23 protein-coding genes are annotated in these 26,279 nt (G+C 64.8%); 5 read left to right on the top strand and 18 right to left on the bottom strand.

Translation table 11 applies throughout. The features are described 5' to 3' along the window. Positions 1–137: 137 nt before the first annotated feature. From GM910_RS23480 to GM910_RS23470, 3 genes are all read right to left on the bottom strand, one after another. Positions 138–1,712, bottom strand: coding sequence for an alkaline phosphatase family protein (locus tag GM910_RS23480; protein WP_159592330.1), 1,575 nt, complete (start codon positions 1,710–1,712; stop codon positions 138–140). Between the two features lie 70 nt (positions 1,713–1,782). Beyond that, positions 1,783–2,805 carry a TAXI family TRAP transporter solute-binding subunit gene (locus tag GM910_RS23475; RefSeq protein ID WP_159592327.1) on the bottom strand — a complete coding sequence of 341 codons (1,023 nt, stop codon included), beginning with the start codon at positions 2,803–2,805 and terminating at the stop codon, positions 1,783–1,785. A gap of 34 nt (positions 2,806–2,839) precedes the next feature. Next, the gene (locus tag GM910_RS23470) at positions 2,840–4,771 is read right to left on the bottom strand and encodes a TRAP transporter permease (RefSeq protein ID WP_201285584.1); all 1,932 of its coding nucleotides are present in this window, start codon (positions 4,769–4,771) and stop codon (positions 2,840–2,842) included. A 116-nt stretch (positions 4,772–4,887) separates the two neighbouring features. Between GM910_RS23470 and GM910_RS23465 the strand changes: the two genes are divergently transcribed. Next, positions 4,888–5,691 carry an IclR family transcriptional regulator domain-containing protein gene (locus tag GM910_RS23465; protein WP_159592321.1) on the top strand — a complete coding sequence of 268 codons (804 nt, stop codon included), beginning with the start codon at positions 4,888–4,890 and terminating at the stop codon, positions 5,689–5,691. 69 nt (positions 5,692–5,760) lie between these two features. On the opposite strand, the gene GM910_RS23460 is transcribed toward GM910_RS23465, so the two are convergent. From GM910_RS23460 to GM910_RS23430, 7 genes are all read right to left on the bottom strand, one after another. Further along, positions 5,761–6,324 (bottom strand): NADPH-dependent FMN reductase, encoded by a 564-nt coding sequence (locus GM910_RS23460; RefSeq protein WP_159592318.1) that lies wholly within the window; start codon positions 6,322–6,324, stop codon positions 5,761–5,763. Positions 6,325–6,327: 3 nt separating this feature from the next. Continuing rightward, entirely contained in the window at positions 6,328–7,641 is a 1,314-nt protein-coding gene (locus GM910_RS23455; protein ID WP_159592315.1) for a TRAP transporter large permease, read from the bottom strand. Further along, the gene (locus tag GM910_RS23450; protein ID WP_159592312.1) at positions 7,638–8,207 is read right to left on the bottom strand and encodes a TRAP transporter small permease subunit; all 570 of its coding nucleotides are present in this window, start codon (positions 8,205–8,207) and stop codon (positions 7,638–7,640) included. Before GM910_RS23450 ends, GM910_RS23455 begins: the two co-directional genes overlap by 4 nt. A gap of 26 nt (positions 8,208–8,233) precedes the next feature. Further along, positions 8,234–9,310 carry a C4-dicarboxylate TRAP transporter substrate-binding protein gene (locus GM910_RS23445; protein WP_159592309.1) on the bottom strand — a complete coding sequence of 359 codons (1,077 nt, stop codon included), beginning with the start codon at positions 9,308–9,310 and terminating at the stop codon, positions 8,234–8,236. 116 nt (positions 9,311–9,426) lie between these two features. Then, on the bottom strand, positions 9,427–9,813 hold the full coding sequence (locus tag GM910_RS23440; protein WP_246226301.1) for a YciI family protein: 387 nt from the start codon (positions 9,811–9,813) through the stop codon (positions 9,427–9,429). Positions 9,814–9,836: 23 nt separating this feature from the next. Beyond that, positions 9,837–10,982 carry a CaiB/BaiF CoA transferase family protein gene (locus GM910_RS23435; protein ID WP_159592307.1) on the bottom strand — a complete coding sequence of 382 codons (1,146 nt, stop codon included), beginning with the start codon at positions 10,980–10,982 and terminating at the stop codon, positions 9,837–9,839. Between the two features lie 11 nt (positions 10,983–10,993). Further along, positions 10,994–11,806 (bottom strand): citryl-CoA lyase, encoded by an 813-nt coding sequence (locus GM910_RS23430; RefSeq protein ID WP_159592304.1) that lies wholly within the window; start codon positions 11,804–11,806, stop codon positions 10,994–10,996. Between the two features lie 141 nt (positions 11,807–11,947). On the opposite strand from GM910_RS23430, the gene GM910_RS23425 reads away from it, so the two are divergent. The 3 genes from GM910_RS23425 to GM910_RS23415 all read left to right on the top strand — a co-directional run bounded on the left by GM910_RS23425 (position 11,948) and on the right by GM910_RS23415 (position 15,590). Next, complete coding sequence (locus GM910_RS23425; protein ID WP_159592301.1) at positions 11,948–12,802, top strand: dioxygenase family protein; 855 nt, start codon at positions 11,948–11,950, stop codon at positions 12,800–12,802. A 75-nt stretch (positions 12,803–12,877) separates the two neighbouring features. Further along, positions 12,878–13,717, top strand: a complete 840-nt coding sequence (locus tag GM910_RS23420) for an IclR family transcriptional regulator domain-containing protein (protein WP_159592298.1) — start codon at positions 12,878–12,880, stop codon at positions 13,715–13,717. Between the two features lie 370 nt (positions 13,718–14,087). Beyond that, a complete protein-coding gene (locus GM910_RS23415; RefSeq protein ID WP_159592295.1) occupies positions 14,088–15,590 on the top strand; it encodes an amidohydrolase family protein in 1,503 nt (500 codons plus the stop codon). Between the two features lie 112 nt (positions 15,591–15,702). On the opposite strand, the gene GM910_RS23410 is transcribed toward GM910_RS23415, so the two are convergent. From GM910_RS23410 to GM910_RS23375, 8 genes are all read right to left on the bottom strand, one after another. Next, positions 15,703–17,901, bottom strand: a complete 2,199-nt coding sequence (locus GM910_RS23410) for a xanthine dehydrogenase family protein molybdopterin-binding subunit (RefSeq protein ID WP_159592292.1) — start codon at positions 17,899–17,901, stop codon at positions 15,703–15,705. Between the two features lie 2 nt (positions 17,902–17,903). Then, a complete protein-coding gene (locus tag GM910_RS23405) occupies positions 17,904–18,362 on the bottom strand; it encodes a (2Fe-2S)-binding protein (protein WP_159592289.1) in 459 nt (152 codons plus the stop codon). 196 nt (positions 18,363–18,558) lie between these two features. Continuing rightward, on the bottom strand, positions 18,559–19,389 hold the full coding sequence (locus GM910_RS23400; RefSeq protein ID WP_246226299.1) for an inositol monophosphatase family protein: 831 nt from the start codon (positions 19,387–19,389) through the stop codon (positions 18,559–18,561). Next, a complete protein-coding gene (locus tag GM910_RS23395) occupies positions 19,386–20,219 on the bottom strand; it encodes a glycerophosphodiester phosphodiesterase family protein (protein ID WP_159592286.1) in 834 nt (277 codons plus the stop codon). The genes GM910_RS23400 and GM910_RS23395 overlap by 4 nt, the downstream gene beginning before the upstream one ends. After that, the gene (locus GM910_RS23390; RefSeq protein ID WP_159592283.1) at positions 20,212–21,330 is read right to left on the bottom strand and encodes an ABC transporter ATP-binding protein; all 1,119 of its coding nucleotides are present in this window, start codon (positions 21,328–21,330) and stop codon (positions 20,212–20,214) included. Before GM910_RS23390 ends, GM910_RS23395 begins: the two co-directional genes overlap by 8 nt. Positions 21,331–21,332: 2 nt before the next feature. After that, the gene (locus GM910_RS23385) at positions 21,333–22,241 is read right to left on the bottom strand and encodes a carbohydrate ABC transporter permease (RefSeq protein WP_159592280.1); all 909 of its coding nucleotides are present in this window, start codon (positions 22,239–22,241) and stop codon (positions 21,333–21,335) included. Between the two features lie 4 nt (positions 22,242–22,245). After that, on the bottom strand, positions 22,246–23,130 hold the full coding sequence (locus GM910_RS23380) for a carbohydrate ABC transporter permease (RefSeq protein WP_159592277.1): 885 nt from the start codon (positions 23,128–23,130) through the stop codon (positions 22,246–22,248). 61 nt (positions 23,131–23,191) lie between these two features. Continuing rightward, the gene (locus GM910_RS23375; protein WP_159592274.1) at positions 23,192–24,502 is read right to left on the bottom strand and encodes an extracellular solute-binding protein; all 1,311 of its coding nucleotides are present in this window, start codon (positions 24,500–24,502) and stop codon (positions 23,192–23,194) included. A gap of 211 nt (positions 24,503–24,713) precedes the next feature. Here GM910_RS23375 and GM910_RS23370 point away from each other — a divergent pair, with 211 nt between their 5' ends. Continuing rightward, positions 24,714–25,862 carry an ROK family transcriptional regulator gene (locus GM910_RS23370; RefSeq protein WP_159592271.1) on the top strand — a complete coding sequence of 383 codons (1,149 nt, stop codon included), beginning with the start codon at positions 24,714–24,716 and terminating at the stop codon, positions 25,860–25,862. The last annotated feature ends 417 nt before the right edge of the window (positions 25,863–26,279 follow it).

Raw genomic sequence — 26,279 nt, 5'->3', positions numbered from 1 at the left:
CCAGGGGGAATCGGTCTCCCGCCAGCCACCGCAACTATGAGTATATCAGATGCGGCGGAGCTTGAGTTACAAGGGGGGCGCGAAGGGGTGCCGGCATCTCCATTTGGCCGGTCTCATCCAAGAGCAGAAGGCTTTAGCTACCAAACCCCGAAATAGATGCCCCGTGTCTTGTGCGTATCGGTGCGCCTTTCGACCTCGCTGTCGGAGATGGTGACGCGCATGCGGCGGGTGCGCAGCCAGGTGAAGAGCCGTTCGTGCAGCTCTTGGCGGATGTCGGCGTGGGCGGGGTCGGCGCCGAGATCGGTCAGCTCCCTCGGGTCGGCTTGAAGATCGAAGAGCTGCGGCCGGTAGCCGTTGAACTCGACATATTTCCAGCGCGTCGTGCGCACCATGTAGCCGCGCGCGTCGCCGGGTTCGCGGCCAAGCAGCTGCCGCGCCTTGCGGAAGCCGTAGTCGCACTCGGAGAACACGGCGTCGCGCCAGTCGCCGTTCGCCTCTCCGCGGATGATGGGCAGTAGCGAACGGCCTTCCAGCACATGGCCGGGAACCACGCCGCCTGCCGCCTCGACGAAGGTGGGCGCAAGGTCGATCGCCTCCACCAGGAGATCGCTCGCCGTGCCGCGCGTGGCATCGGCCTTCGCCGACGGGTCGTAGACGATCAACGGGATGCGCACGCTCTCCTCGTGGAACAGCTCCTTCTCGCCGAGCCAGTGGTCGCCGAGATAGTCGCCATGGTCGCTGGTCACGACGACCATGGTGTTTTCGGTCAGGCCGCGCGCTTCAAGGAAGGCCCACAGCCGGCCGAAATGGTCGTCCACTTGGCTGATCAGGCCCATATAGGCGGGGATGACCGCCTGCCGCACCTCCTCCCGTGCAAAGTTCTCGCCTTCCTCGTGGCGCATGAAGGCGGCGAAGACGGGGTGCGGATCGCGCCGCTCCTCCTCGCTGCGATTGGCGGGAAGAACGTCGCCCGGCCCGTACATGGCGTGGTAGGGCGCGGGCGCGATATAGGGCCAGTGCGGCTTGATGTAGGAAAGGTGCAGGCACCAGGGCTCCTCGCCCGCCTCGGCGATGAAATCCATGGCCCGGTCGGTCATGTAGGCGGTCTCGGAATGCTCCTCCTTCACCGTCGCCGGCAGGCGCGCGTTGCGCAGGAGCCAGCCCGACAGCGCCTCGCCGTTCTCGCCGCGCCCCGAATTGGCGAATTCGTGCCAGGGGTTGGCGACGTCGTAGCCCTTCTCCCGCAGGTAGCGGTTGTAGGGAACGTCCTCAGGGCTTGCCTCGTCGGGCCACAACCCGTCGTCCCGCTCGTAAGGCTCGAAGCCGCACTCGCTGGCGAACACGCCTTCGATCGTCTCCCGGCTCACGCCGAGCCTTGCCATGCCGAGCCGGTCGGCGGCCATGTGGGTCTTGCCGACGAGGGCCGTGCGCAGGCCGAGCGGGCGCAGGTGGTCGCCCATCGTCATCTCGCCGACACGCAGCGGCACGCCGTTATAGGTGGAGCCGTGAGTGCTCACATAGCGGCCCGTATAGGTGCTCATGCGCGACGGGCCGCAGACCGGCGCCTGGACGTAGGCGCGGTCAAACCGCATGCCGCGCGCCGCCAGGCGGTCGATGTGCGGCGTTTTCAGCGCCGGGTGGCCGTAGCAGGACAGGTAGTCGGCCCTCAGCTGATCGGCCATGACAAACAGGATATTTTTTACTTTCGACATTTCGGCTCGGTGTTCGATGGGGCGGGGGCGGCGGGAAAGGGCAGCCTCCCCCGCCGTTCCGGTGGGCGCTTTATTCGCCGGCGACGAGTTCGGGCGGGATCTCCATGCCGATCTCCTCGTAGTAGCGGGCGGCACCTGGATGCAGCGGCAGGTTCAGGTCCTGGAAGGCATTCTCGCGCGAGATGCGCTTCAGCCAGGACGTCTTCTGCACTGACCCCTCAAGGCCTTCCCAGAAGGCCTTCGTGATCCGGTACACATCCTCTTCCGCAAGGTGCCTGCCGGCGCCGACGCCGACGATCGAACCCAAGGTCTGCACCGGCTCGGTGTTGACCTGGTTGTCGCCGTAGGTGCCGGGCTCGATCTTTCCGAGCACGCCGCCGGGGCGTGACAGGACGGCCTTGACCGCGGGCTTCTCCATCTGCTCGGGCGTCAGGCCGAGGAAGCGGATATCGTGCGACAGCGCCATCTGCTCGATGACCGGGCTCGGCGCGTTGGTGGCGTTGATGTAGACGTCGATGCGGCCGTCCTGGAAGGCCTGCGCTGCCGCATCCCAGCCGAGCTGGACGGATTCGAAATCCTGGCCGGCCTTGTAGCCGGTCGCGCCCTCGACCACCTTTTGCATGATGACCGTAGCCCCGCCGCCGGGCGGGCCGAGGAAGACCTTCTTGCCCTTGATGTCGTCGAGGCTGGCGATGCCCGAATCCGCGTAGGTGGTGATGTGATAGAGGCCGAGCGGGAAGGCGAAGACGGCGCGCAGGTTCTGCGCAAGCTCGGGCGCCTCGGCGATGTTGGCGTACATGTTGGCGCCCTTCATCATGGAATCGTGCACGCTGGCCGACCACATGAAGAAGTCGAGCTGGCCGTTGCCGGCCTCCAGCGCGTGCTGGGTCGCGGCACCGGTGGCGTTCACCTGGATTTGCACGTCTGGCAGTTCCTTGCCGACGATCTGCGCGAAGGTGCTCATCACGAGATAGGGCGAGGAGCCAGGGCCGAGCGTCGCCAGACGGAAGAACTCCGCCGCCCCTGTCGACATGGCCATGGCCATTCCCGCAAATCCGGCTATCGCGCCGATGAGATGTCTTTTCAGTCGCATCGCTTTCTCCTCCCAGGGTTTCTTTTGGGCCCGATCATTTGCCCTCCGCGCCCGGCTCCAGTTGCCCGGTCTTCCCGCGCAGCCAGCCGGCGATGGGGGCACCGTACGGTGTGGCGTCGTTGACGACGAAGAGCATTGCGGCGGCAAAGCCGGTGAGTTCGATCCAGAACGCGGGCAACAGGATAGCCAGCCCCACGCAGCATCGAAGCACCCTTGAAACCCAGGTCAGCCGCCCGCTGGCATAGCCGGCGAGGCCGGTCGCAAGGAGCCAGATCGCCAGGGCGAGGCGAAAACAGATCCATAAAAGCCCGGTGAGACTGAAGTCGATCACCAGTGAGAGCGACGGGTTGTAGACGAGCACGAAGGGGATGATGAAGCCGATCAGGGCGACCCTGCAGGCGTCGACGCCGATGCCCATCGGGTTGGCACGGGCGATCGGGGCGGCCGCGAAGGCGGCGATGGCGACGGGCGGCGTGATGGCGGAGAGAACGCCGAAATAGACGACGAAAAGATGCGCGATGAGGGTCGGAACGCCCATCGCCTCGATGGCCGGCCCCATGACGATGACGACGACGAGATAGGCGGGCACCGTGGGCATGCCCATGCCGAGCACGAGCGAGCTGAGCATCATCATGACGAGGGCGAGGAACAGCGAATCGCCGGCGATGCCGAGGATGATGTTGGCGAAGCGCAGGCCGAGGCCGGTCATGTTCATGATGCCGATGACAATGCCGATGGCGCCGACGGCGATGATGATCTGGGCCGCCGCCAGCCCCGCCTGATGCAGAGCGTCGAGGAGGCGGCCGGGCTGCCGGCGCAGCTCCGGATTGAGCGTGAACCCCAAGAGGACCGCCGCGATGACCGCCACGAAGCCGGCGAAGGCCGGCGAGCGGCCGCCGATCAGAAGCGCGATGACGATGGCCAGCGGAATGGCGAAGCACAGCGACATGACCCAGTCCCGACGCGTCAATTCAACGCGCTCGCCGGCTGGAATGGGGCCGATGCCGCGCTTGACGGCCTCGATCTGCACGGATGCGAACAGCGATCCGTAGTAGAACAGCGCGGGCAGCAGGGCGCCGATGCAGATCGTCAGGTAAGGGATCCCCGTGACGTCGGACATGATGAAGGCGACGGCGCCCATGATCGGCGGCATGAACTGGCCGCCCGAGGACGCCGCCGCCTCGATGCCGCCGGCATAGCGGGCGGAAAAGCCGCGCTCCTTGATCATCGGGATCGTCATCACGCCCGTGCCGACGACATTGCCGGCGACGGAGCCGGACATGGTTCCGAAGACGCAACTCGCCGCGACCGCCGCGTGCGCCGGGCCGCCGCGGGAGCGGCCGGTGAGCGCAAAGGCGAAGCGGATCAGCACCGGCCCGGCGCCGATCCCTTCGAGAACGACGCCGAAGACGATGAAGGCGAGGATCAGCGTGACGACGACCGAAAGGGGCCGGCCGAAAACGCCGTCGAAGGAGTACCAGACCACCTGCAGGATCTGGCTGAGGCCGAATCCGCCATGCTCGAAGATCCATGGCAGCCGGTCGCCGAAGACGCCGTAGCCGAGCGCGGCGAGGCAGACGAGCACAAGCGGCAGGCCGAAGCTGCGGCGCGTCAGTTCGACGAGCACGGCAAGGCCGGTAACGCCGATCGCAACGTCGGTCGCGGAGAACGAATAGAGGCCGATCTCCAGGGCCTTGCCGATCTGCAGATAGCGCCAGACGGAGAGCGCCAGTCCCGCCAGCAGCAGGAGATCGACCAGGAAGCGGGCGCGCCCGAGCCGGCCTTTTCCCTCGCCCATCGTATGCAGAATAAGGATGAGCGCGGCCAGCGCGTAGGTGCCGACGCGCAGCATCGTCTCGTTCAGGAAGCCGAAGCCGGCGATGTAAAGGCCGAGCAGGCTGAGGGCGATGGCAAGTGGCGCCGACAGGCGCGCAAGCGCTCGACCGGCCGCGGTGAAGTCCAACACGCTCCATCTCCTCCCGTTTGGCGCGCGACGGGAAGACAATGAAGCAACCCGGCGCGAACGGGAACGCCGCGCGCGCATGCTTTTCACCTGGTGAAATCTTCGCTAGGCTTCCGCCGATGACCACCGTCAAGACCATCCGCGCGCTGTCACGCGGGCTCGACGTGCTGCGCCACCTGGAGACGGGCGGCGCGACGCTGCATGCGCTCGCGGCCCGCACGAAGCTCCCGAAAGCGACGCTCCTGCGCATCCTGGCGACGCTGGAGCGGGAGGGATATGTGCGGCGGGGCATCGCCGACCAGCTCTATCACCACAATTTCCGGCCCACGCGGCCGCCGGAGACCGGGTGGAAGGCGGTTCTGGCCGAAGTGGCGGGCCCCGTGCTCGACGGGCTGTGCCACAAGGTCCTGTGGCCCTCGGATGTCGGCGTCTACGAGGACGGCGCGATCCGCGTGCAGGAGACCTCGCGGCGCATCTCCCCGTTCCTTCTCAACCGCGACGTGCTGGATCACGAGATCCACGTGCTGCAGTCGGCGATGGGCCGCGCTTTTCTTGCCTGGAGCGACGAGGAGAGGCGCGAGAAGGTGCTTGCCCGTCTTTCCAGATCGAGGGACCTCCACAACCGCCTGGCCCGGGACCGGGAGAAGGTCGCGGCACTGGTGTCGAACGTGCGCGACCGCGGCTACGCCGTCCGCGAGCCCGGCTATTTCATAACCCAGCCGCGGGAAGCGCGCGTCAGCGCCATCGCCGTGCCGGTGTTCCTCGATGCCAGGTCCGTGGGCGCGATCAACCTCGCCTGGGTGAGCAGCGCGATGTCGGAGCAAGCCTTCGTCGCCCAGCACCTGCCCAGCCTGAAATCGGCGGCCAGGGAGATCAGCGCCGGCGTCGATGTTCGGTTTAAGCATGCCAGGACAGTAAGGTAAGCCGCGGCTTGAGGAACGGCTTCGTTCACCGAAGCCGGCATGGCAACGCGCCAAGGGACTTCGCAGCGCTTATGCCGGGTCGGCCCCGATGGGAGTTCGGCTTTCAGCCTCAAGGGAGCGGATGAATGCCTGAATGCCCTCAAGCAAGAAAGCCTCGGTCGCCTCGTCGACCAGGAACCCGTCCGCTACCTTCGCTGCCGCGTGGGGGACGACCACCTCCTGCCACGTGAAGACACGCGCCAGCGTTCCGTTCAGGACGTATTTGAGATGGGCTTGCGCGCGCACGCCGCCCAGCGCGCCGCCGGAGACGGAAGCCACGAAAACGGGCTTGTGCTTGAGCACCGAGGCATAGGCCGGGCGGGAGGCCCAGTCGATCGCGTTCTTGAGGACGCCGGGGATGCCGTAGTTGTATTCCGGCGTCACCATGACCAGTCCGTCGGCCGTCTCGATCGCCTCCTTGAAGGCGTCCACCGTCTCGGGGCTGGGCAGGTCCGCGTTGTAGTGAGGCAGGCTGCCGATGTCGAAGCGCATGGTCGAAACCTGGCCTTCCAGCCTCGCGCAGATGGTGGAGACCACGGCGCGTGAGGTGGAGGCAGCCCTGAGACTGCCGGAAATGCATAATAGTGTCGTCATTGTCTAAAGCCTTGCAAGCCAAACTGCGATTTCAGGGAACGCGACCAGGACCGCCAGCCCGACAAGCATCGCCACCACGAAGGGGAGGGCGCCTCGGAAGATCTCGCCCACCCGCAGGGTGTTGTCGTTGAGAGCGGATTTGATCGTGTAGACCGACAGCCCGAACGGCGGCGTGAGCAGGCCGATCTCCACCGCCACCACCGTAAGAACGCCGAACCAGATGAGGTCGAACCCGGCTTCGCGCGCGACGGGTAGCGCGATCGGCAGCAGGATCAGCATGATCGAGATGGAATCGATCAGGAAGCCCATGACGATGACGAGGATGAGGAAGATCAGCAGGAAGCCGTAAGGACCCAAACCTCCTGCGAGCAGCGCCTGGGCCAGCGCGTTCGGCAGGCCCGACATGGCGAGCATGCGGCTGAAGAAGGTCGCTGCCATGATCAGGAAAAGAACCGACACCGTCACCTGACCTGTCTCGACCAGCAGGCCCCAAAGCTTGGAAGGATTGAGCGAACGCCTGAAAAGGGCGATCACGAGGGCGCCGAGCGCCCCGACCGCGCCGGCTTCCGTCGGATTGAAAAAGCCGCCGTAGAGCCCGCCGAGAACCAGCGTCACAAGCGTGACGATGGGTATTCCCTTCGCCATTGTTGCGAGCACCGCCTCGGGTTCCATCTCGACATTGTCGCTCTCGCGTTCGAACACCGACGACTTCCGCCAGGTTGCGAGGATGAGGATCGTCGCCGAGAAGAGCAGCGCCAGCAGAATGCCGGGGCCGATGCCGGCGAGGAACATGCGCCCCACCGATTCCTCGGCAAGCACCGCGTAGATGATCATCAGCAGCGAAGGCGGGATGAGCATGCCGAGCACCGAACTGCCGGCGACGACACCCGTCGAGAAACGCCGGCTGTAGCCATGGCGCGTCATCTCCGGAACCGCCACGCGCGAAAACACCGAGGCGGAAGCGATCGAGATGCCGGTTATCGAGGCGAAGACGGCGTTGGCGAACACCGTGGCGATACCGAGCCCCGCCCGCACGCGGCTGAGCAATCTTTCGAACAGGTCGAACGTGTCCTTGCCGACGCCCGAGATGGTGACCAGCAATCCCATAAGCACGAACAGCGGCACCACCGCGAACAGATATTCCTCGAGGCTGTCGTTGGCGACGGAGCCGATCATCCGCATCGCCACGGTCTCGTTGCGGATGAAGAAAACGCCGGCGAACGACACGACGATCATGCCGATCCCGATCGGCATGCCGAGGGCGATGAGGATGACCAGGCCCGCGATGCAGACGGCGCCGATCTCGATGCCGGTCATGACGTGTGCTCCCCGGCGCCCGTGGCCTTCATGAGGGAACGGACGGCCTGGACGACGAACTGGGCCGCGGCGACGGCGCTCCCGACAAGTATCAATGCGCGAAATGGCCAGGTCGGCAGTGTCACTCCGGCGGTTACGCCTATGAATTCTTGGTGTTCGATATCGCCCAGGAGAATTCCGTATGTGGACCAGGCGATGCCCGCGCAGACGGCGATGCCGAACAGGTCCCAGAGGCCCGAAACAAGAGCGGCCGCGCGCGGCTTCCACCCTTCAAGCGCATCGAGGAAGAAGTCGGTTCGCGCGAGCCGGTTGTTGCGGATCGTCGTTCCAAGCTGGAGATAGACGATCATCACGAGTGTGAGCGCGCCGAGCTCCGAAATCAGCGGAAGCGATCCGCCCGTGATATTGCGCGCGAAGACGTCGCAGGAGATCATGACCATGAGCAACCCGATCATGGTCGTTCCCAGCGCCGCCAGGCCATCGACGGCACGCGACCAGAGGCGCTGCGCGGCCAAGAGCCGGCGCCGCCCCTCGGCGGCGCCGCGGTCTTGCGAGCGAAGGCTCATATCCCTGCCGCCCTCTCAGCCAGCCCTTATTCCTTGTCCCAGTCGCGGACGGGCTTCTCGCCCCGGGCGCGAAGACCGTCCATGTAGGCGGCGAGGAATTCGCGCGCGGGCAGTCCGCGGGCCGCAACGTCGGTCGCCCAGTCGGCGGCGATGTTCGGCATGCCGTTCACCCAGGCTGCGCGATCCTCCTGCGACATCTCGGTCATGGTGACCGGCGGGTTCTGGCCGGCGCCGATCTCCAGCATCTTCTGCAGCGCGGCCTCGTGGCGCTCCAGCAGGTCCTTGCCGTGAGCCTCGGTATAGACCTTGCCGGCCGCGACCATGGCGTTCTGCACCTCTTCGGGAAGGCCATCCCAGGAATCGCGGTTGATGGCGACGGCGCCGGAGAAGGCGACGCCGATATCCACGCGCGTGATGTAGGGGGCGACCTCGTAGAGCTTTGCCGGCAAAACACCGAGCGCCAGCGACAAAACACCGTCGGAAACGCCGGTCTGGATGTCGGTGTAGAACGTCGTTAGCGATCCATCGACGGCATTGGCTCCGGTGCCTTGCAGCCACGCGCCAAGTACGCCCGGCGCCGACAGCTTCATGCCGCTAAGATCGGCAAGGCCGGTGATCGGCGCCTTCGTGTATACGTCGTAGCTGTCGGTGCTGGTGAGGCCGAGCACCTTCAGATTGTACTGCTCCCATTCATTGCGGAACGCCTCGTTGTTCTCCAGAAGCTCCCACATCACCTCTAGCTGGACCGGCGGATTGGCGGTGGCAAAAGGCGCGTAGGTCGAAGCCTGGCTGAGCGGCAGTTTGGCCCCTTCGAGGAAGGAGAACACCCAGCCGATGTCGGTCACGCCCTCTTCGACCGAGGTCAGCGTGGCGTTCGCCTTATAGAGCGTGCCGCCGAAGGCTTCCTGCCATTCGATCTTGTAGTTGCCGGTCTCGGCCAGGATACGGTCCGTCTCGGCCATGAACTCCGACTTGATCATGCCCACCCACGGAATGACGAGCGGGTGGCTCGATGCCACGGTGAGATTGATCGTCTCCTGCGCCATCACCGAGGTGGGAAAGGCGATCGCGCCCGCGAGCAGTAGTCCTGTCAGCTTCTTCATTGTTTCTTCCTCCCTTTGAACCTGGATCACGATGACGCTTCGCTGAATCGTCGCTCTGATCTATCCTTTTGTTTCAGAATGATTTTTTCTGAAAATTGGCATCCACTTTTCGGGATCTAAAGGATCGAGAAGGTCTGGCTCGAGCTGTCGAGACGGATCGTCACCGTTCCTTCGTTGATCATCCACGGGCGCACCGTGAATGTACGCGCACCGCGCGCGTGCATGGGGTCGCGCTCGGCAATGGCGATGGCTTCCTCGCGGGAGGCGGCGCGCACCACCACGAGGCCGTCGCCTTCCCAGCTCTTTTCGTCGTCGGACCACATGGGGCTGGCGGCATAGAGGATCCCCTCCTTCTCCAGCGAGACCTGGAAGGCCAGATGCTCCTCCATGTTCGCCAGGATCGGCTCGATGCCGCCGGAGGGCCGGGTGAAGATCGCGTAGAGCTGCTTCTGCAGCATCGCGCTGCTGGCCTGCATCACCTCCTTGACGGGTACCGCCATCATCGTTCCTCCCTGCTTGCTGGGCCTTAGCCAGCTTTCCGGCGCGCGATCTCGGCCCGGATTTCCCCGCCGTGCTCGTCAAGCGTGGGCGGCGGCAGGATGTCCAGGTCGGGCTCGCCGTCGAAGCTGTAGGGTGCGCGCACGGTCTTGAACGCGCCCATTTCCGGGTGCTGTGCCTCCACCGCGATATGCAGATGCCTGGCCTGCGGGTCTTCCAGCGCCTCGTTGGAATCGTAGGCCGGCGAATGCGGCACCTCGTTTTCCAAAAGGATGTCGCACCACTCCTGCCGCGTCCGGGCAGCGAAGACGGGGCTGAGAATCTCGATCAGTTCCTGCTGATGCTCGATGCGGTTGAGGCGCTCCGCGAACCTCTCGTCCGTAAGCAGCTCGGGCTTTTCGACCGAGGCGACGAGGCCCTCCCAGAACTTCTGGGGCGAGGAGAGATGGATCGCGATCCATTTTCCGTCGGAGCAGGCGAAGGTGTAGGACTGGGATACTTTTGGGCGGCTGAGCGGCCCCATCACCTCGCCGACGCTGAAATAGTGCGTGAAGCTGTCGAGGTTGAAATGGCACATCGCCTCGAGCATCGAGATATCGAGGCGGCGGCCCTTGCCGGTCTTGGAGCGCTCCAGCAGGGCGGCGAGGATGCCGAGCGCGGCGTAGTGGCCGGTCACGGCATCGGCGATGGCCGGTCCGATGACCCTCGGATTGGCGGGGGGCGTCAGAAGCCGCAGATAGGCGCTGGCAGCCTGGGCGACCGTGTCGTAAGCCGGCCGGTCGCGCGAGGGGCCGGTCTGGCCGAAGCCGGTGATGGCGCAATAAACGAGGCGCGGGTTGAGCCGCTGCAACTCTTCCGCCCCCGCGCCAAGCCGTTCCGCGACGCCGGGGCGGAAGTTCTGGATGAAGATGTCCGCGGTTCCGATCAGGTCGTGGAAGACCGCGCGGTCTTCCGCCTGGCGGGTGTCGAGCGCGATGGAGCGCTTGTTGCGATTGTAGGTCTGGAAATGCGGCGAATAGAGCCCGCCCTTGAAGGCGCGGAAGGGGTCGCCGGCGCCCGGGCGCTCCACCTTGATCACGTCCGCGCCGAGATCGGCGAGGTGCATTCCCGCCGCCGGACCGGTGATGTAGGTCCCCATCTCCACGACCCGAATGTCTCTGAGTATCTTCGCCATCCGGGGTCCCCTCAGGCGGAATGGTTCTTGTCGCCGGGCGCCGCCGGCCCGTCATATTCGATGGCGAGGTCCGCGTGATGGGACATGATGAAGCCGATGGAGCGCTGCGACTCCTCATAGAGATGAGCCACCAGACCGGCCGCCCGGGCGAGCAGCGGGATGCCCTTCATGGCTTCGAGCGGCCAGCCGGCATCGAGCATCAGGGCCGGGATCGCACCCGAGACATTGATCGGCAGCGGACGGTTCATGATGGCCGGGGCATGCTTGGCGATGGCGCGCAGGCAGGCGATGTAGTCTCCCGAAACGCCGAGGTCATCGGCCAGCGCGAGAAGGGTATTCGCGCGCGGGTCGCCCGCGCTGTGCTGCGGATGGCCGAGGCCCGGCACCTTGGCGCGGCGTGCCTTCAACGCTTCCAGGCTTGCGCGCGCGGCCGTATCGAGGTCGGCACCCGTCTTGCGGCTTTCCTCCAGGACCTCGGCGATATAGCGCCCGGCCGCTTCCGAGCTGCCGGCGACGACCGAGCCCATGCCCAGCAGGCCGGCCGCCATCGCGCCCTGCCAGGCTTCGGGTGCGGCGGCCAGCGTCATGCGCGAGGCCTGCACGCTCGGCACCAGCCCGTGCTCGGCGATAGCCACCATGCAGGCATTGGCAATGGCGCGCTGCGCGTCGTTCGGGCGCGTTCCGGTGACCAGCAGCCAGAAATAATCGGTGAAGTCGATCTTCCCGATGAGCTCGGCACATAGATCGTGCCCGCGCACGGTGATGGTGTCCGCGTCGGATGTGGCAATCGCCGTGAAGGCGCCATCCTGTTTGCCGATGCGCATTCAGCCTCCAAATTTTTCGCACAGCGAAGTTTTTTTCTCTTGTCGGAAAGTACGGCGCGTTTTACTTTCCTGTCAAGCCTGTTGGCCCGGCATGGCGCTCGGGGGCTTCGATTTGCTATTCAGAGACGGGAGGAGAAGGCGATGCGCGACATCAACCAGTTCACGATCACGGAAGAGGTGAAGAAGAGCTTCCGGACGGAGGAGGGGTCGAGGTTCAAGTTCCTGCTCGAAAAGCTCCTCGAGCATTTGCATGATTATACGCGCGAGACCAACCTGACGCACGAGGAGTGGATGCGGACGCTGAACTTCCTCTACGACTGCGGGAAGATCTCGACGCCGGAGCGCCACGAATTCATCCTGTTGTCGGACGTGCTCGGCTTTTCAGCCCTCGTCGACATGATCAACACGCGGGGAGGCGCCACGGAAGGCAGCAACCTCGGCCCCTTCTATCTCGACAACGCACCGAGGAAGCCGCTCGGCGCCGATCTGGCCGGGCCGCGCGAGGGTGTCTCCGTGCTCTGCCACGGGGTTGTCCGGGATACACTGGGGCACCCCCTTCCCGGAGCGATCGTGGACACCTGGCAGGCCGACGGCTCGGGCACCTATCCCATCCAGGAGGAGGGGCAGGACAAATACGACCTGCGCGGCATCTTCGAGACGGACGAAAGCGGCCGTTACTACTATACGACCGTTCTGCCCAAGCCCTATACGGTTCCCTATGACGGGCCGGTCGGCGAACTCTTGCGCGCCGGCAACAGGCATGCCTGGCGGGCCGCGCACCTGCACTACATGATCCGCGCACAGAAGATGCGCAGCATCGTCACCGAGGTGTTCTTCGAGAACACCGAATATGTCGACAACGACGCGGTGTTCGGCGTCCGCAAGTCGTTGATCGCCAAGGTGGAGCCGTATAAGGCGGAGAAGGCGGGGGACCTGGCGCTGGAGCGCAGGCCGGATGCGATGCTGGAGTTCGATTTCGTGCTGGCGCCTGGCTAAAGCATTTTTCAGCAAAAATTGGAGATTTTTGCGCTCGCGAAAATGCGACAAGACAAGAGCTGAGAGGCAATCGCAATGCTCAACGATAAACAGGAGGGGGAGGCGCGGCCAGCCGAAGAGGAATCCCGGCCTGCCGAATTCGTGGAGGCGCTCGCCAAGGGCCTGTCGATCCTTGAGAGCTTCGATTCGGAACATCCTGAAATGACGTTGAGCGATGTCGCGCGGCGCGTGGGCTTGAGCCCCGCGGCGGCGCGGCGCAGCCTCATCACGCTCCAGACCCTCGGTTATGTCGGGCAGACGAACAAGCGCTTTCACCTGCGCCCGAAGGTCATGAGCCTCGGCTCGGCCTTCTATTTCTCGGCGCGGGTCGACGAGGTGCTGCAGCCGGAGCTGCGGCGGCTCGTCGGCACCTTCGGCGACGCATCCTCGGTCGGCACCCTCGAAGGCCATGACGTCCTCTACATCGCGCATTATTCGGAGCAGCGGGCGCGGCGGCCCACCGCCGTGGTCGGCGCCAGATACCCGGCGCACGCGACATCGCTCGGCCGCGTGCTTCTGGCCGGACTGCCTGATGCCGACTTCGACCGCTACCTGCGCGAGGTCGAGCCGGTCCCGCTCACTAACAAGACGGTGGTCGACAAGGCCGCGCTGAAGAAGGTCGTCGAAGAGGTCCGGGAAAAGAACTTTGCCACCACCGTGGACCAGCTGGACTACGGGATCACCGCGCTCGCCGTGCCGATCAGGGGCGCGTCGGGCCGCACCATCGCCGCGCTCAACTCGTCCGGCTATTCCGGCCTGGTGACGGCCGAGGACCTGGTCGAGAACCGGCTGCGGGAACTCAGGGTATCCGCCGGGCGCATCGCGCAGACCCTATCGCGCTATCCGGTGCTGGAATCGATCATCGGAACGCGATGACGTGATCGGGGGCGGATGGATTTTGAGTCCTTGATCGGACCCCCACCCCTCACCCCTCCCCCCTCCCCTCAAGGGGGAGGGGGATTCTGAGAGGTCGGCGCCCCCCTCCCCCTTGAGGGGAGGGGTGAGGGGTGGGGGTCCCGGCGAAGCCGAACAAAGACTCCATCCATATGCGATAGCCCTGATGAAATGGGGAGAGGACCGGCGCCATCGAAGCAGGAGAGCGTCTCGGTTGACATGCATCGTGCGCTGGTTCTAACATCCTAATGCGAAAAAGTTTTCGCATAACGAAAAAATATACGCGCTTGGCACGCGCGAGGCGAGTGTCTTGGTCTGCTGGTGGTGAATGCCGCCGTCTGGGGAGGGTTCGATGTGCAGATTATGCGAGGAAGCAGCTTCTTTCGGCCTGGTTCGTGACCCCGCCGAGCGATTGCATGCGTCGATCACGGCAGAGGGCGCGGCCGCTGCCTCGTCCGGAGCGAAGGGCGCCCCGCGGACGGGAGCCCTCCCCAAGGGTTCCGGCGAGCCCGGCCGCCGCCTGCTGATCAAGGGCGGTCATGTGCTGAGCATGGACCCGGCGGTGGGCGACTTCGCTTCAGCCGATGTGCTGGTCTCCGGCAGGACCATCGAGGCGGTCGGCCCGAATCTCGACGCGGGCGGCGCCGACGTGATCGAGGCGGCGGGCATGATCGTCATGCCGGGCTTCATCGATACCCATCACCATCAGTTCGAGACGGCGCTGCGCAGCTTCCTCGCCGACGGCATCCTCATCAATGACGGAAAGCCGCACGGCGCCGTCAACTACTATGACCACATCCTGCAGAAGTTCTCGATGGTCTACCGGCCCGAGGACGTCTACATCAACGAGCTGTTCGGCTCGATCGCGCAGCTCGACGCGGGCGTGACGACGGTGATGGACGTTTCGCAGATCCATCATTCGCCGGAGCATTCCGATGCGGCCGTGCAGGCATTAAAGGATGCCGGCCGCCGCTCGGTCTTCGGCTATTTCGAGGGCTGGGGCGAGGCGGCCAAATATCCGGACGACGCGCACCGGCTCAAATCCGGACATTTCGCGTCGGACGACCAATTGCTGACCATGGTCATGGGCGGGGAAATCTATCTTCCCGGCTACGAGAGTGCCTGGAAGACAGGCCGCGAGCTCGGCATCCCGATCGCGCTGCACGTGGTGGGCACTTTCGGTATGGCCCCGACCTTCGACGAACTGGCGCGGGCAGGCCAGTTCGGCCCCGACAACATCTTCATCCACATGACCGGCATGACCGACCTCGCATGGAAAGCGGCGGCCGATGCCGGCGCACATGTCTCGCTCTCCGTGCCGATCGAGATGACGATGCGCCACGGCATGCCGCCGATCCAGAAGGCGCTCGGCCTCGGCATGCAGCCGTCGCTCTCCTCCGACGTGGAATGCACGATGACCGCCGATCCCTTCACGCAGATGCGCTCTGCGCTCACGCTCCAGCGCGCCTTCGTGAACGAGGCGGCCCTGGCCGGAAGCGAGGAACCGCCGGCGCTGCTCACCTCGCGCGACGTCATCCGCTTCGCCACGCTTGAAGGCGCCAGGGGCCTGAAACTTGACGGAAAGACCGGAAGCCTCACCCCCGGAAAGGACGCCGACGTCATCCTGCTCGATGCGACTGCCGTGAACGTCACGCCCCTGAACCATGTTCCCGGCGCCGTGGTGACGCTGATGGAGCGCAGCAATGTCGACACGGTGATGGTGGCGGGCAAGATCCGCAAATGGCGCGGCGCGTTGCTGGATGCCGATCTGCCGAAGCTTCGCCGCGAACTCGAGGCCAGCCGCGACTATCTGTTCGAGGCGGCGGGCGTTGAACGCGACCTGTTCAGAGCATAGCCCGAAAGATCGGCGCTGCGCGCGCCATGTCATGGGCCTATACCAGCGGCCCTTATGTCTAACCGCTGGTGACGCGTCGCCTGACCGGTGCAAGTGGTAAAACGGTCGTTCTCTACGCGGCCATGCCCCGGCTGAAGGGAAGCGTCCGGACGCGTTTGCCGGTTGCCTTGAACACCGCATTCGCAACGGCAGGACCGATGGGCGGCAGGCCGGGCTCGCCGACACCCGTGGGCGCAGCCTCCGAGGGCACGATGTGGACCTCGATCTCGGGCATCTGGTCGATGCGCAGCGGCGTATAGGTGTCGTAGTTCTCTTGATCGACCACGCCTTCCGTCATGGTGATCTCCTCGGCAAGGATGGCGCCGAGGCCGAAGCCGATGCCGCCTTCCATCTGGGCGACCACCTGGTCCGGATTGATCGCAACGCCGCAATCGACGGCGCAGACGACCTTCTCGACCTTGACCTGATCGGGCGACGGCAGGCTGATCTCGGCAATCTGGGCGACCACCGTTCCGAACGCCTCGACCACCGCGACGCCGCGGAAGCGGCCTTCGGCGAGGGGACTGCCCCACCCGGCCTTCTCGGCGACCAGCGCCAGCGCCGCGCTGTGGCGCGGATGGTTCTCCAGGAGCTCCATCCGAAGTTCGACCGGGTCCTTGCCGGCGGCTTCGGCCACCTCGTCCATGAACGCCTCGACCGCATAGCCGGTGTGGGTCGATCCCACGGCGCGCCAGAACAGGATCGGAACCGGGGACTGCATGTTCGTGACGCCGACATTCACATTCGGGATATGATAGGGAATGGTGTTGGCGCCCTCGACCGAGGACCAGTCGACTCCGTCATGCACGAGCGCGCTTTCAAAGACGGTGCCCATGGCGATCGACTGGCTGACGATATGGTTATCCCAGCCGATGATGTTGCCGTCGGCATCCAGCGCCGCTTTCATGGCATGAACCACTGCCGGGCGGTAGCGCCCGCCCTTCATGTCGTTCTCGCGCGTCCACTGCACCTTGACCGGATGGGCCCAGTTCAGTGCCTTTGCGACCTCGACGGCCTCGGCAACGATATCGGCGTCCATGACGCCGCGCCGGCCGAAGCCGCCGCCCGTGCGCATCACGTTGAGCTTCACCTTGTCGGGGGCGACGCCGGCAATTTCCGAGGCGATATACTGGTAGAGGTCGGGCATCTGATGCCCGCCCCAAACCTCCAGCACGCCGTCGGTCATGCGTGCGGCCGCGTTGAGCGGTTCCATGGCTGCGTGACACAGATAGGGAAAGGTGAACGTCGCCTCGACCGTTCTCGCCGCCTCGGCGAAGGCGGCGGAGACGTCGCCGTCGTTGCGTGCCGAATGCGCGGGTGCCGCCGCCGACTGCTCGACAAAGGCGGCAAGGATCTCGTCCGTTCCGCGGGTCTCGGCATTCTCCTCGTTCCAGGTGACATCGACCAGGTCGCGCGCCTTGATCGCCGTCCACATATTGTCGGCCACGACCGCGACGCCGCGCGGGATCTGCACCACGTCCACCACCCCCTTGAGGGCCTTGGCCTCGGTCGCGTCGAAGGCCTCGACGGTCGCGCCGAATTTGGGCGGGTGGATCATGACGGCCGTCATCATCCCCGGCAGCTTCAGGTCGATCGTATAGGGCGCCGTGCCGTCGGTCTTCATCTTCGAATCGTAACGCTTCAGCGAAGCGTCGCCGATCTGGGTCCACTCCGAGGCCGGCTTCAGCGGGATCTCGTCCGGCGGCGCGATGTCGGCCGCCTTCATGGCCATTTCGCCATAGGTTGCCGTCTTGCCGGAAGCGTGCGTCAGCACGCCGTTCCCGGCCGTGATCTCGGCTGCCGGAACATCCCATTCCCTTGCGGCGGCCTCGACCAGCATGAGCCGCATCGCCGCGCCCGCCTTGCGGTAGCGCTCCCAGGACGTGGCCATCGAGCTCGATCCGCCGGTCCCCTGATTTGCACCGCCCAACGCCAAATTGCCGTAGGCCGACGGGTTCGAGGCGGCCCCTTCCACCGTGATCTGCGACCACTCGGCGCCGAGCTCCTCGTTCACCAGGGTGGCGATCCCGAAGTAAGCGCCCTGTCCCATTTCGAACTGGGAGGAATAGATTGTGACCTTCCCATCCGGCGCGATCGCGATATAGGGCTGAAAGGGATGCACCGCCGGCTTTTCCTGGGCGCTGGCCTCGCCGCCAAGCCGGAAGCCGACGGTCAGGCCCGCGGCCGTGGCCAGGGCGCCCAGAAGGAAACCGCGGCGGGACGTGGGCAGTTTCGGCAGGTTGCCGACGGCTTTGGGGAACCTTGCGTACATGATCATGCCTCCAGGCGACGGGCGGTTTCGTGGATGGCGCCGCGAATCCGTTGATAGGTCGCGCAGCGGCACAGGTTCCCCCACATCGCCGCATCGATATCGTCATCCGTCGGGTTCTTGTTTTCGCTCAGAAGAGCGACGGCCGACATGATCTGACCGGATTGGCAATAGCCGCACTGGGGTACGTCCATCTCCGCCCAAACGGCCTGGACCGTCTCGGCGACATTGCCGTCGACGCCCTCGATCGTGGTGATCTTTGCGCCCTCGACGTCGCCGACGAAGGTCTGGCAACTGCGGACCGGCACGCCGTCCAGATGCACTGTGCAGGCCCCGCATTGCGCCAGCCCGCAGCCGAACTTCGTGCCGGTCAAACCGACAAGCTCACGGATTGCCCACAGGAGGGGCATGTCCGGCTCGGCGTCAATCTCGTGGACGGTACCGTTGATCGTCAAGCTAACCATCTGCAGTTCCTCGGTTGCTGTGGGTGGCGTCGGACGACGCCGTGGCGGCCTGGGATTTATGTCTACCGCAGATAGCAAGGAAGCTTATGTATGATAAGTGCAAACATCAATGTAAGTGTGCTCAACCGTGCACGGGAGCAGTTGGGCGGATCGGCAATCAGCCGGCCGGACGCGCATCATGCGCGGGTTCCGGCATCTACAAGATGCCGAGGGCACGCCGCACGTCGTGCCAGACCGCCTCGTTTGAGGCCAGAAGAAGCCGCCCCTGACCCATCGACGGGCGATAGCCGATTCCCGGCGGGATGGCCGCGTAGCCGCCGGCCTCCAGATGGACGAGGTGGCCGGCCGCGTGATCCCAAGGCTGCAGCGAGGCATTCATGACAAAGTCGATGCTGCCCTGGGCGAGAAGCCGGTATTCGTAGGCCGAGCAGCGGTAGTTCGTCACCCGCAGGAAGGAAGGCAGGTTCGGCGCGATCGCGGCCTGTTCCTCGGGCGGCAATTGCGGCAGGCAGACGATGCCCGACATCTCGGCAATCGGCTTGGGAGGCGCGACCTTTAGCCGGCGGCGCTCGCCGTCCGGGGCGACATGCCAGGCCCCGCCGCCACGCCGCGCGAGGATGAAATCGCCGGTCAGCGGATAGTGGATCAGGCCGGCGATGGTCTCGTCGCCGGCGATGAGCGCTACCATCATGCCGAAGACCGGCAGGCCGTTGGCGAAGTTCCACGTGCCGTCCACCGGGTCGATGACGATGGAGAGCGGGGCTGTGCCGACCCGGCCGAGCAGGTCCGGATCGGCTGAGACGGCCTCCTCGCCGACCACTACGGCACCGGGAAAGCGGCGGGCGAGCGCCTCGGAGAGCATCGACTCGGCGCGCAGATCGGCGTCGGTCACCAGATCGTCGACGCTCGTCTTGGCGCGCACCTGATCGCTTTCCAGGCGCAGGAAGCGGGGCAATACCTCCTTGAGTGCCGCCGTGCGCATGTCGGCCATCACCGCCTCCATGTCGGCATCGGAAATGAAGGTCAACGGCCCGTCTCCTTAAGATAGGACTGGAGTGCTGCCGGCTCGTCGGTCTGGATGATGCCGACGCCCGCATCGATCAGGCGGCCCCAGATTCGGGCAGGATCGGCAAGGGCAGCGCTGTCCGTCAAGTCACAACAGGAGACCGGGTCGAGCGTGTTGACCCAGATGGCGATGCCGGCATCGGAAAAGCGCTGCCGGCGCTCGGAAATGGTGTCGAGGCTGTCGAACTTGGTCTCGCACATGAAGGGCGCCATCGCCTCCAGAACGTCCGTCAGCTCCGCCGCGTTGCCGTTTGCAAAGCGCGCCATGGCCATGAAGGGCACCCCGCCCATGTCGCCCTGGCCGGCAAGCCACCGCCGCGCCTCGGGCGAATCCACGCGCGCCTTGAGGTCCACCTGGCCGGCCATGCCCATGTCCACCACCTCGGCGATGACGCGCGGCATCAGATCGCGGTCCTTGAGATCCAGATCCAGGAAAATGCGCCCGCGCGCCGCCTCCAGCGCCTTGCGCAGGGTGGGGATGGTGGCGTTCGTCGTCGCCCGCCTCTCCCCGCCATCGGCCTCGCGCAGCCGAATGGCCGAAAGCTCTGCGATGCTTAGCCGTTCGGCTACCTCAGCGCGGCCCGCCATGCGCTCCAGCGTGTCGTCATGCATCAGGAACAGTTGTCCGTCGGCGCTCTGTCTGACGTCGATCTCGACAATGTCAAAGCCTGCGGCGATGGCATTCTCGATCGCCTCGATGCTGTTTTCGGGTGCCGCGTGCCAAGCGCCGCGGTGGGCGGCGATGGCGCATCCGCGCCCGCGGTCGGCGATGAAATCGATATAGTCAGACATACTCTTCCTTTCTGGCCTTCTGGTCCTCGAAGGCGTTGCGGATGGCCCGGCCGCTCTCGGGCTCGAAAAGATGCAGCCGGTGGCGCGGCAGGGAGATGAAGAGGTCGCTGTTCTCATCGAGCGAGGAGCCGAAGGGCATGGTGACACGCAATTTCGCCCCGCCGTCGAGGCGCACGGTGACGACGTTGTGCGATCCCAGATCCTCGCGATGGACGGGCGTGACCGGAATGCCGTCCGGCAGGGGTTCGCCGGCGCTCAGGGTGATGTCCTCGGGGCGGATACCCAGGCGGAAGTCGCCGCGCCGGGGCGAGCGGACGAGAAGCGGCCCGCCGGGCACGCGGAGCCCCGTGCCGTTGCCGGTGACGGACAGGATGTTCATGGGCGGGGCGCCGATGAACTGGGCGACGAACACTGAAGCCGGACGGTGATAAATTTCCCTCGGCGCATCGAATTGCTCGATGCGGCCCTGGTTAAGGACGAGGATGCGGTCGGCCAAGGTCATTGCCTCGACCTGGTCGTGGGTGACGAACACCGTCGTTGCGCCGATCCGCCGGTGCAGCTCGGCTAGCTCGATACGCATGTCGTGGCGCAGTTGCGCATCGAGGTTGCTGAGCGGCTCGTCGAAAAGCAGCACCGAAGGCTCGCGCACGATGGCCCTGCCGATGGCCACGCGCTGGCGCTGGCCGCCCGAAAGCTGGCCGGGCCGACGGTCGAGCAGGTCGGTGAGCCCGAGCATCTTCGCCACGCGCCCCACGCGTTCCCGCTGCTCGGCCTTGGAGAGGCCCGCGACCTTGAGGCTGTAGGCAATGTTCCTGAAGACGCTCATATGCGGGTAGAGCGCGTAGTTCTGGAAGACCATCGCGCAGCCGCGATGCTTGGGCTCCAGGTCCTGCACCTCGCGCTCGCCGAAGCGGATGGTGCCCCCGCTCACGCGCTCCAGCCCGGCGATCATGTTCAGGAGCGTGGACTTGCCGCAGCCCGACGGGCCGAGGATCACCGTGAACTGACCGCCCACCAGTTCGGCGGTCAGTTCGGGAATGACATCCGCGCCGTCATAGGATTTGGTCAGTTCGGCAAGCGATATGCCGGCCGCTCGGGTTGCCTTGGTCATGCCTATTTCTCCGAAAGGGCCAGGCCGCGCACGATCCGGCGCTGGGTCAGGGCGATCAGCACCAGCGGGATCACGGTGACCATGATCGCGCCGGTCATTTCGAGGGGGTAGTTGGGAATGTCCTCCTCCATGCCCGGACCAAGCCGTGCCAGGCCGACGACGGCTGTCTGCATTTCGGGCGAGGAGGCCGCCACGAGCGGCCACATGTAATCCACCCACCCGCCGATGAAGAAGTAGATAAAGAGGCTCAAGAGCGGGCCTTTCGAGAGCGGCAGAAGGACATCGGCCATAAAGCGCAGCGGCCCCGCCCCATCCATCGTCGCGGCGCGGGCGAGATCGCGCGGCAGGGTCTTGAAGAATTGCACCAGGATCAGCGTTCCGGCGCCCTGCGCCATCAGCGGCAGGGCGATACCCGCATAGCTGTCGAGCGCATTCAGTTGCAGATCGAGCGGTGCGCCGAAGAGCACGGCCCAGAGCCCGCCCGTATTGGCCGCCGCATTCACTGGCAGCGCCAAATTGGACGCCACTTGATAGACGGTGATGACCCTGAGCTCGATCGGCAGCATGATCGAAGCGACGACCGCCGCATAGACCAGCGGCACGTACCGCGTCCTGAAGAAGACGACCGCATAGGCCGTGGTGAAGGCGAGAAAGCACTTGCCGCCCGACACCAGCGCCGCCACGATCACGCTGTTCATGATCTGCCGGGGCAGGTCCGTAAGCGACCAGACGGCGGCCACATTGTCCCAGAAGTGGGTGCCCGGCAGCAGCGAGAAATTGTTGCGCAGGAAATCTCCGTAGCTCTGTGTCGCGGTGATCGCCACGAACGCCAGCGGCAAAAGCACGAAGACGGAGCCCAGGAGCAGCAGGACCGTCGCTGTGCGGTCGATGGAACGCGCGTTTTCAATCATTGGTTTAGCGCTCGTACTTCACGCGTTTCTCAAGGAAGAGATATTGCAGGGCGGTAATGCCCGCGACGACGACCATCAGCATCGCCGTCTGCGTTGCCGCGCCCGAAAGATCGTAGGCTTTGAAGCCGTCCACATAGATCTTGTAGACCAGCATGTTGGTGGCGCCGCCCGGTCCGCCCTGGGTCATGGTGTCGATAAGACCGAAGGAGCCGGACAGGCTATCGGCCACCTCCAGCACGACCGCGACGAAGAGCTGCGGCGTCAGAAGCGGAAGCTGGATATCCCGGAGCCGCCGCCACGGCCCGGCGCCGTCCATCGCCGCCGCCTTGTGCAGCGTCTCGGGAATGGCCTGCAGGCCCGTCAGCAGGATGATGAACGTGAAGGGGATCGCCGACCAGATGTTGGCGATATAGATCATGATCCACGTATGCAGCGGATTGATGCGCGGGTTCCAGATACCCGGAAAAACCTCGTTAAGCGGCGCAAGCACCCCCAGGAACGGGTTGAAGATGAACAGGAAGATCACGCCGACCGAGGCGATCGCCACCGCCTTGGGCCAGATCAGGAGATTGCGCGCCAGCGGCGAAAGGCGCACCGCCCGATCGGCGGCCAGTGCAAGGATCAACGCCACCAGGATCGAGCTGCCGGAGGCGAGCAGCATATAGACCACCGTACGCCGCAGTGCGGCCCAGAACTCCTGATCCGCCAGGACGCGCTGGAAGTTCGCCCAACCCACGAATTGGGAACCCCCGCCGAAGGGGCGCTCCAGATGAAAGGCCCAGAAGAAAGCGAGGAAGACCGGCAGGTAGAAAAAGAGAAACATCACCAGCAATTGCGGGCTTGCCAGCCAGAACGGCAGCCAGCGATTGCGGAAAAAGGCGTTGCTCATCCTATACCCCTCAAAAAAACTGGCCGGCGCGGGCGCGCCGGCCAGGAAGGTCCGTATGTGCTCAGTTCAGCTTTGCGCTTTGGTAGGTTTGCTCGAAGCGGCGCAGGAGTTCGTCGCCGCGCGTCTTGGCGCGGTCGAGCGCTTCCTGCATGGTCTGGTCGCCGTTGAAAGCCTTCTGCGTCTCTTCCATGAAGATGTCGCGGAACTGCACGTAAAAGCCGAGGCGGATGCCACGGCTGTCCTCGGTCGCCGGCTGGTTCATCGTGTCGATGCCGACCGAGGCGGTGGCGAATTCCGGCGCGTCGGCCTTGCCGCTGGCCTTGAGCGCCTCAAGCGCATCGAGGGTGACTGGAACATAGCCAGTGGCTGCGGTGAATGCGAGTTGCTGTTCAGGCTGGCGAAGGAAATCGAGGAAGGCCTTGGCCGCCTCGATTTCGGCCTCCTCGTGGCCCTTCATCACCCAGATTGAGGCGCCGCCCACCAGCGTGTTGTGGCGCTCGTGCCCCTCATACATCGGCGTCATGGTGACGGTGATCCCGTACTTGTCGCCGAAAGCCTTCTTGGCCGCCGCATAGGAACCCGACGAACCTTCCATCATCGCACATTCGCCGGAATTGAACGCCGCGGCGTAATCGCCGGCCTTGGTGTCGGGATTGAGCTTGACCAGGCCGTCCTCGCGCCAGGAAGCGAGATTGGTCAGGTGCTCGGCAATGAGCCCCTGATTGAAGATGTATTCGGCATCGAGCCCGTCATAGCCGTTGTGCTTCGATGCGATGGGCAGGCCGTGGCGGGCGGCGAACTGCTCGAGCACGCGCCAGGGATGGGCGTCGGTGACGAAGGGGCATTCATGCCCCGCCTCCTCGAGCTTGCGGGCGGCGGCGATCACCTCCTCCCAGGTCTCCGGCGTCTCGGTGATGCCGGCCTCTTCGAGTTGGGTCTTGTTGGTGTAGAAGAGAAGCGTCGAGGAATTGTAGGGCTGTGAGAAGAGCCGGCCATCCGAGGTCTCGTAATAGGCGCGGGCACCGGCGATATAGCTGTCCCAGTCGACGTCTGGTATGAGTTCCTCGACCGGCACCACCGCATCGGAGAGCATCAGGTCAAGCGTGCCGGCATCGAAGAACTGGATGAGCACGGGGTGCTGGCCTGAACGGTAGGCGGCGATCGCCTTCTGCATGCCCACCTCGTAGCCGCCCTGGCCGACGCAGCTTACCTCGTGCTCGCTCTGGGCGGCGTTGAAAGCCGTGCAGGCGTCGAGAATGGCCGTCTCGACATTGCCCGTATTGCCGTACCAGAATTCGATCTCGGCGCCGTGCGCCAGGCCGGCAGCCGTCATGAGCGCGGCCGAAAGGGCCGCGGTTTTCGGGAATCGCATTTCGTTCTCCTGTTTCCTCCGAAGGGGGATAAGCCGAAACTCTGGCGTCTAGGGATGACGCGCCCCATTATTTACACTTTATGCGTAACAAATATGTGACGGGCGGCAAAACCCATCAGAAGATGTTCATCAGAAGTGCATATTCGTCGCGAGCGGCTGGAAATTATTACACATTTCCAGTAACTACCCGGAACGATGACGGAGGCGACGCATGAGCTACGATCCCGAGGCGCTGATCGCGCGGCACTTCCTGCGCGAGACGGAGAACGCGGTGGTCTCTGCCAATGAGCGCGCCATCCTGCGTCTCATCTGGCACAAACCGGGCATTTCCCGCTCCGAGATCACCGCCCATGTGGAACTGACGCAGCAATCGGTCTACCGCATCATCGACCAACTGACGGAGCGCGGGATGCTCTTGCTGGGCGCGCCCAAGCCCGGTCGCGGGCAGCCCAGCCCCACGCTCAGGCCCAATGGCGCCTTCGCCTATTCGACGGGCATTTCGGTCAACACCGACATCGTCGGCATATGCCTCGTGGATATGGCCGGGCGGCTTCTGGCGCAGAGCACGATGTCGCTTGCCGGCGAGACGATGGCCCAGTCGCTCGAGCGCATCGAGGAGCACGTGGCGGAGCATCGGGCGAGATGCGGTCTGACGGAAGAGGGCTGGCTCGGCGTCGGCTTCGCCATCGCCGGCTATCATGTCGGCGGCACGCGCTATAACGCGCCCTTGCCACTGCACGAGTGGTCATTGATCGAATTGGGCCCTTTGTTTGCCGAGCGCTTCGGCAAGCCCGTCTGGGTGCACAACGGCGCCGACACGGGGGCGATCGCCGAGGCCATGTTCGGGGCTGGGCGCTACGTGCGGCATCTTGCCTATCTCTCCTTCAACTACGGCTTCGGCGGCGGGCTGATCCATGATGGCGAACTGCTTCTGGGCGGCAACGGCAATGCCGGCGAGTTCAGCGGCATCTATGACGAGGAGGAAGGAAAGCGCCGGCCGGCGCTGCAATATCTCATCGAGCGCCTGCGCGAGAACGGTGTGGACGTGCCCTCGATCAGCTATATGCGGCAGCACTTCGATCCCGACTGGCCGGGCGTGGCGGATTGGGTGGAGGAGGTCACCCCGGCATACAACCGGCTGATCAACGCGATCTATGCGGTCTTCGATCCGCAGGCGATCGTTTTCGGCGGGCAGGTGCCGCCCGATCTCGCCCATATGCTGATCGCCCGCACACGCATTTACGGCCGCCCCCGCTACGGCGTGTCGCGTCCTTCGCCGAAACTCGTCGTCAGTGACATCAAGGGCGACGCCTCGGCCCTCGGCGCCGCCGTCGCTCCGTTCAAGGCAATGCTGTATTAGGGCTGTATTAGGTCATCCTTGCCGGCTTCACCGAACCAAGGTCGGCTTTCTCAGCAAAATCCCGCTCTTCCCACAGTCACCGGTCCGCCTAGCATTACAGTTGTAAATTGAAATCCGATATGGTCAGCGCCCCTTCACGCCCCCCTCTGTCCTGAGCTTTGTCGAGGGGCCGGACAGAGGGGGGCGTGAAGGGTGCGGCGGTAAATCGTAACTGTAAAACTAGGGGCTCCCGGGCTGGACCAGATGCACGTCTTTGTTGTAGGGCGAGCAGTAGGGCGTGTGCGGTCTTTGCATTTTCTGGAAGGACAAGGGGTCATATTGCGACATCAGATTCAGCGCCCCGCCCGGCTGGTGCCGCTGGCTTTCCTTATCGCCATTCTTGTCGGCACGGCACTGCTGATGCTGCCGGTTTCCCGG

This window comes from Chelativorans xinjiangensis, assembly GCF_009812055.1.
Taxonomy (GTDB): domain Bacteria; phylum Pseudomonadota; class Alphaproteobacteria; order Rhizobiales; family Rhizobiaceae; genus Chelativorans; species Chelativorans xinjiangense.
The sequence above is the reverse complement of the archived record's forward strand: the minus strand, read 5'-3'. Positions and strand labels throughout refer to the sequence as shown.

Bases quoted from the DNA above. Each gene is read 5' to 3' on its own strand.
- GM910_RS23405 (WP_159592289.1), bottom strand. From the start codon at position 18,362: ATGGTTAGCTTGACGATCAACGGTACCGTCCACGAGATTGACGCCGAG.
- GM910_RS23420 (WP_159592298.1), top strand. From the start codon at position 12,878: ATGCTCAACGATAAACAGGAGGGGGAGGCGCGGCCAGCCGAAGAGGAA.
- GM910_RS23390 (WP_159592283.1), bottom strand. From the start codon at position 21,330: ATGACCAAGGCAACCCGAGCGGCCGGCATATCGCTTGCCGAACTGACC.
- GM910_RS23455 (WP_159592315.1), bottom strand. From the start codon at position 7,641: ATGACCGGCATCGAGATCGGCGCCGTCTGCATCGCGGGCCTGGTCATC.
- GM910_RS23370 (WP_159592271.1), top strand. From the start codon at position 24,714: ATGAGCTACGATCCCGAGGCGCTGATCGCGCGGCACTTCCTGCGCGAG.
- GM910_RS23445 (WP_159592309.1), bottom strand. From the start codon at position 9,310: ATGAAGAAGCTGACAGGACTACTGCTCGCGGGCGCGATCGCCTTTCCC.
- GM910_RS23395 (WP_159592286.1), bottom strand. From the start codon at position 20,219: ATGTCTGACTATATCGATTTCATCGCCGACCGCGGGCGCGGATGCGCC.
- GM910_RS23465 (WP_159592321.1), top strand. From the start codon at position 4,888: ATGACCACCGTCAAGACCATCCGCGCGCTGTCACGCGGGCTCGACGTG.
- GM910_RS23475 (WP_159592327.1), bottom strand. From the start codon at position 2,805: ATGCGACTGAAAAGACATCTCATCGGCGCGATAGCCGGATTTGCGGGA.
- GM910_RS23415 (WP_159592295.1), top strand. From the start codon at position 14,088: ATGTGCAGATTATGCGAGGAAGCAGCTTCTTTCGGCCTGGTTCGTGAC.
- GM910_RS23460 (WP_159592318.1), bottom strand. From the start codon at position 6,324: ATGACGACACTATTATGCATTTCCGGCAGTCTCAGGGCTGCCTCCACC.
- GM910_RS23425 (WP_159592301.1), top strand. From the start codon at position 11,948: ATGCGCGACATCAACCAGTTCACGATCACGGAAGAGGTGAAGAAGAGC.
- GM910_RS23435 (WP_159592307.1), bottom strand. From the start codon at position 10,982: ATGGCGAAGATACTCAGAGACATTCGGGTCGTGGAGATGGGGACCTAC.
- GM910_RS23385 (WP_159592280.1), bottom strand. From the start codon at position 22,241: ATGATTGAAAACGCGCGTTCCATCGACCGCACAGCGACGGTCCTGCTG.
- GM910_RS23480 (WP_159592330.1), bottom strand. From the start codon at position 1,712: ATGTCGAAAGTAAAAAATATCCTGTTTGTCATGGCCGATCAGCTGAGG.
- GM910_RS23430 (WP_159592304.1), bottom strand. From the start codon at position 11,806: ATGCGCATCGGCAAACAGGATGGCGCCTTCACGGCGATTGCCACATCC.
- GM910_RS23410 (WP_159592292.1), bottom strand. From the start codon at position 17,901: ATGTACGCAAGGTTCCCCAAAGCCGTCGGCAACCTGCCGAAACTGCCC.
- GM910_RS23380 (WP_159592277.1), bottom strand. From the start codon at position 23,130: ATGAGCAACGCCTTTTTCCGCAATCGCTGGCTGCCGTTCTGGCTGGCA.
- GM910_RS23450 (WP_159592312.1), bottom strand. From the start codon at position 8,207: ATGAGCCTTCGCTCGCAAGACCGCGGCGCCGCCGAGGGGCGGCGCCGG.
- GM910_RS23375 (WP_159592274.1), bottom strand. From the start codon at position 24,502: ATGCGATTCCCGAAAACCGCGGCCCTTTCGGCCGCGCTCATGACGGCT.
- GM910_RS23440 (WP_246226301.1), bottom strand. From the start codon at position 9,813: ATGATGGCGGTACCCGTCAAGGAGGTGATGCAGGCCAGCAGCGCGATG.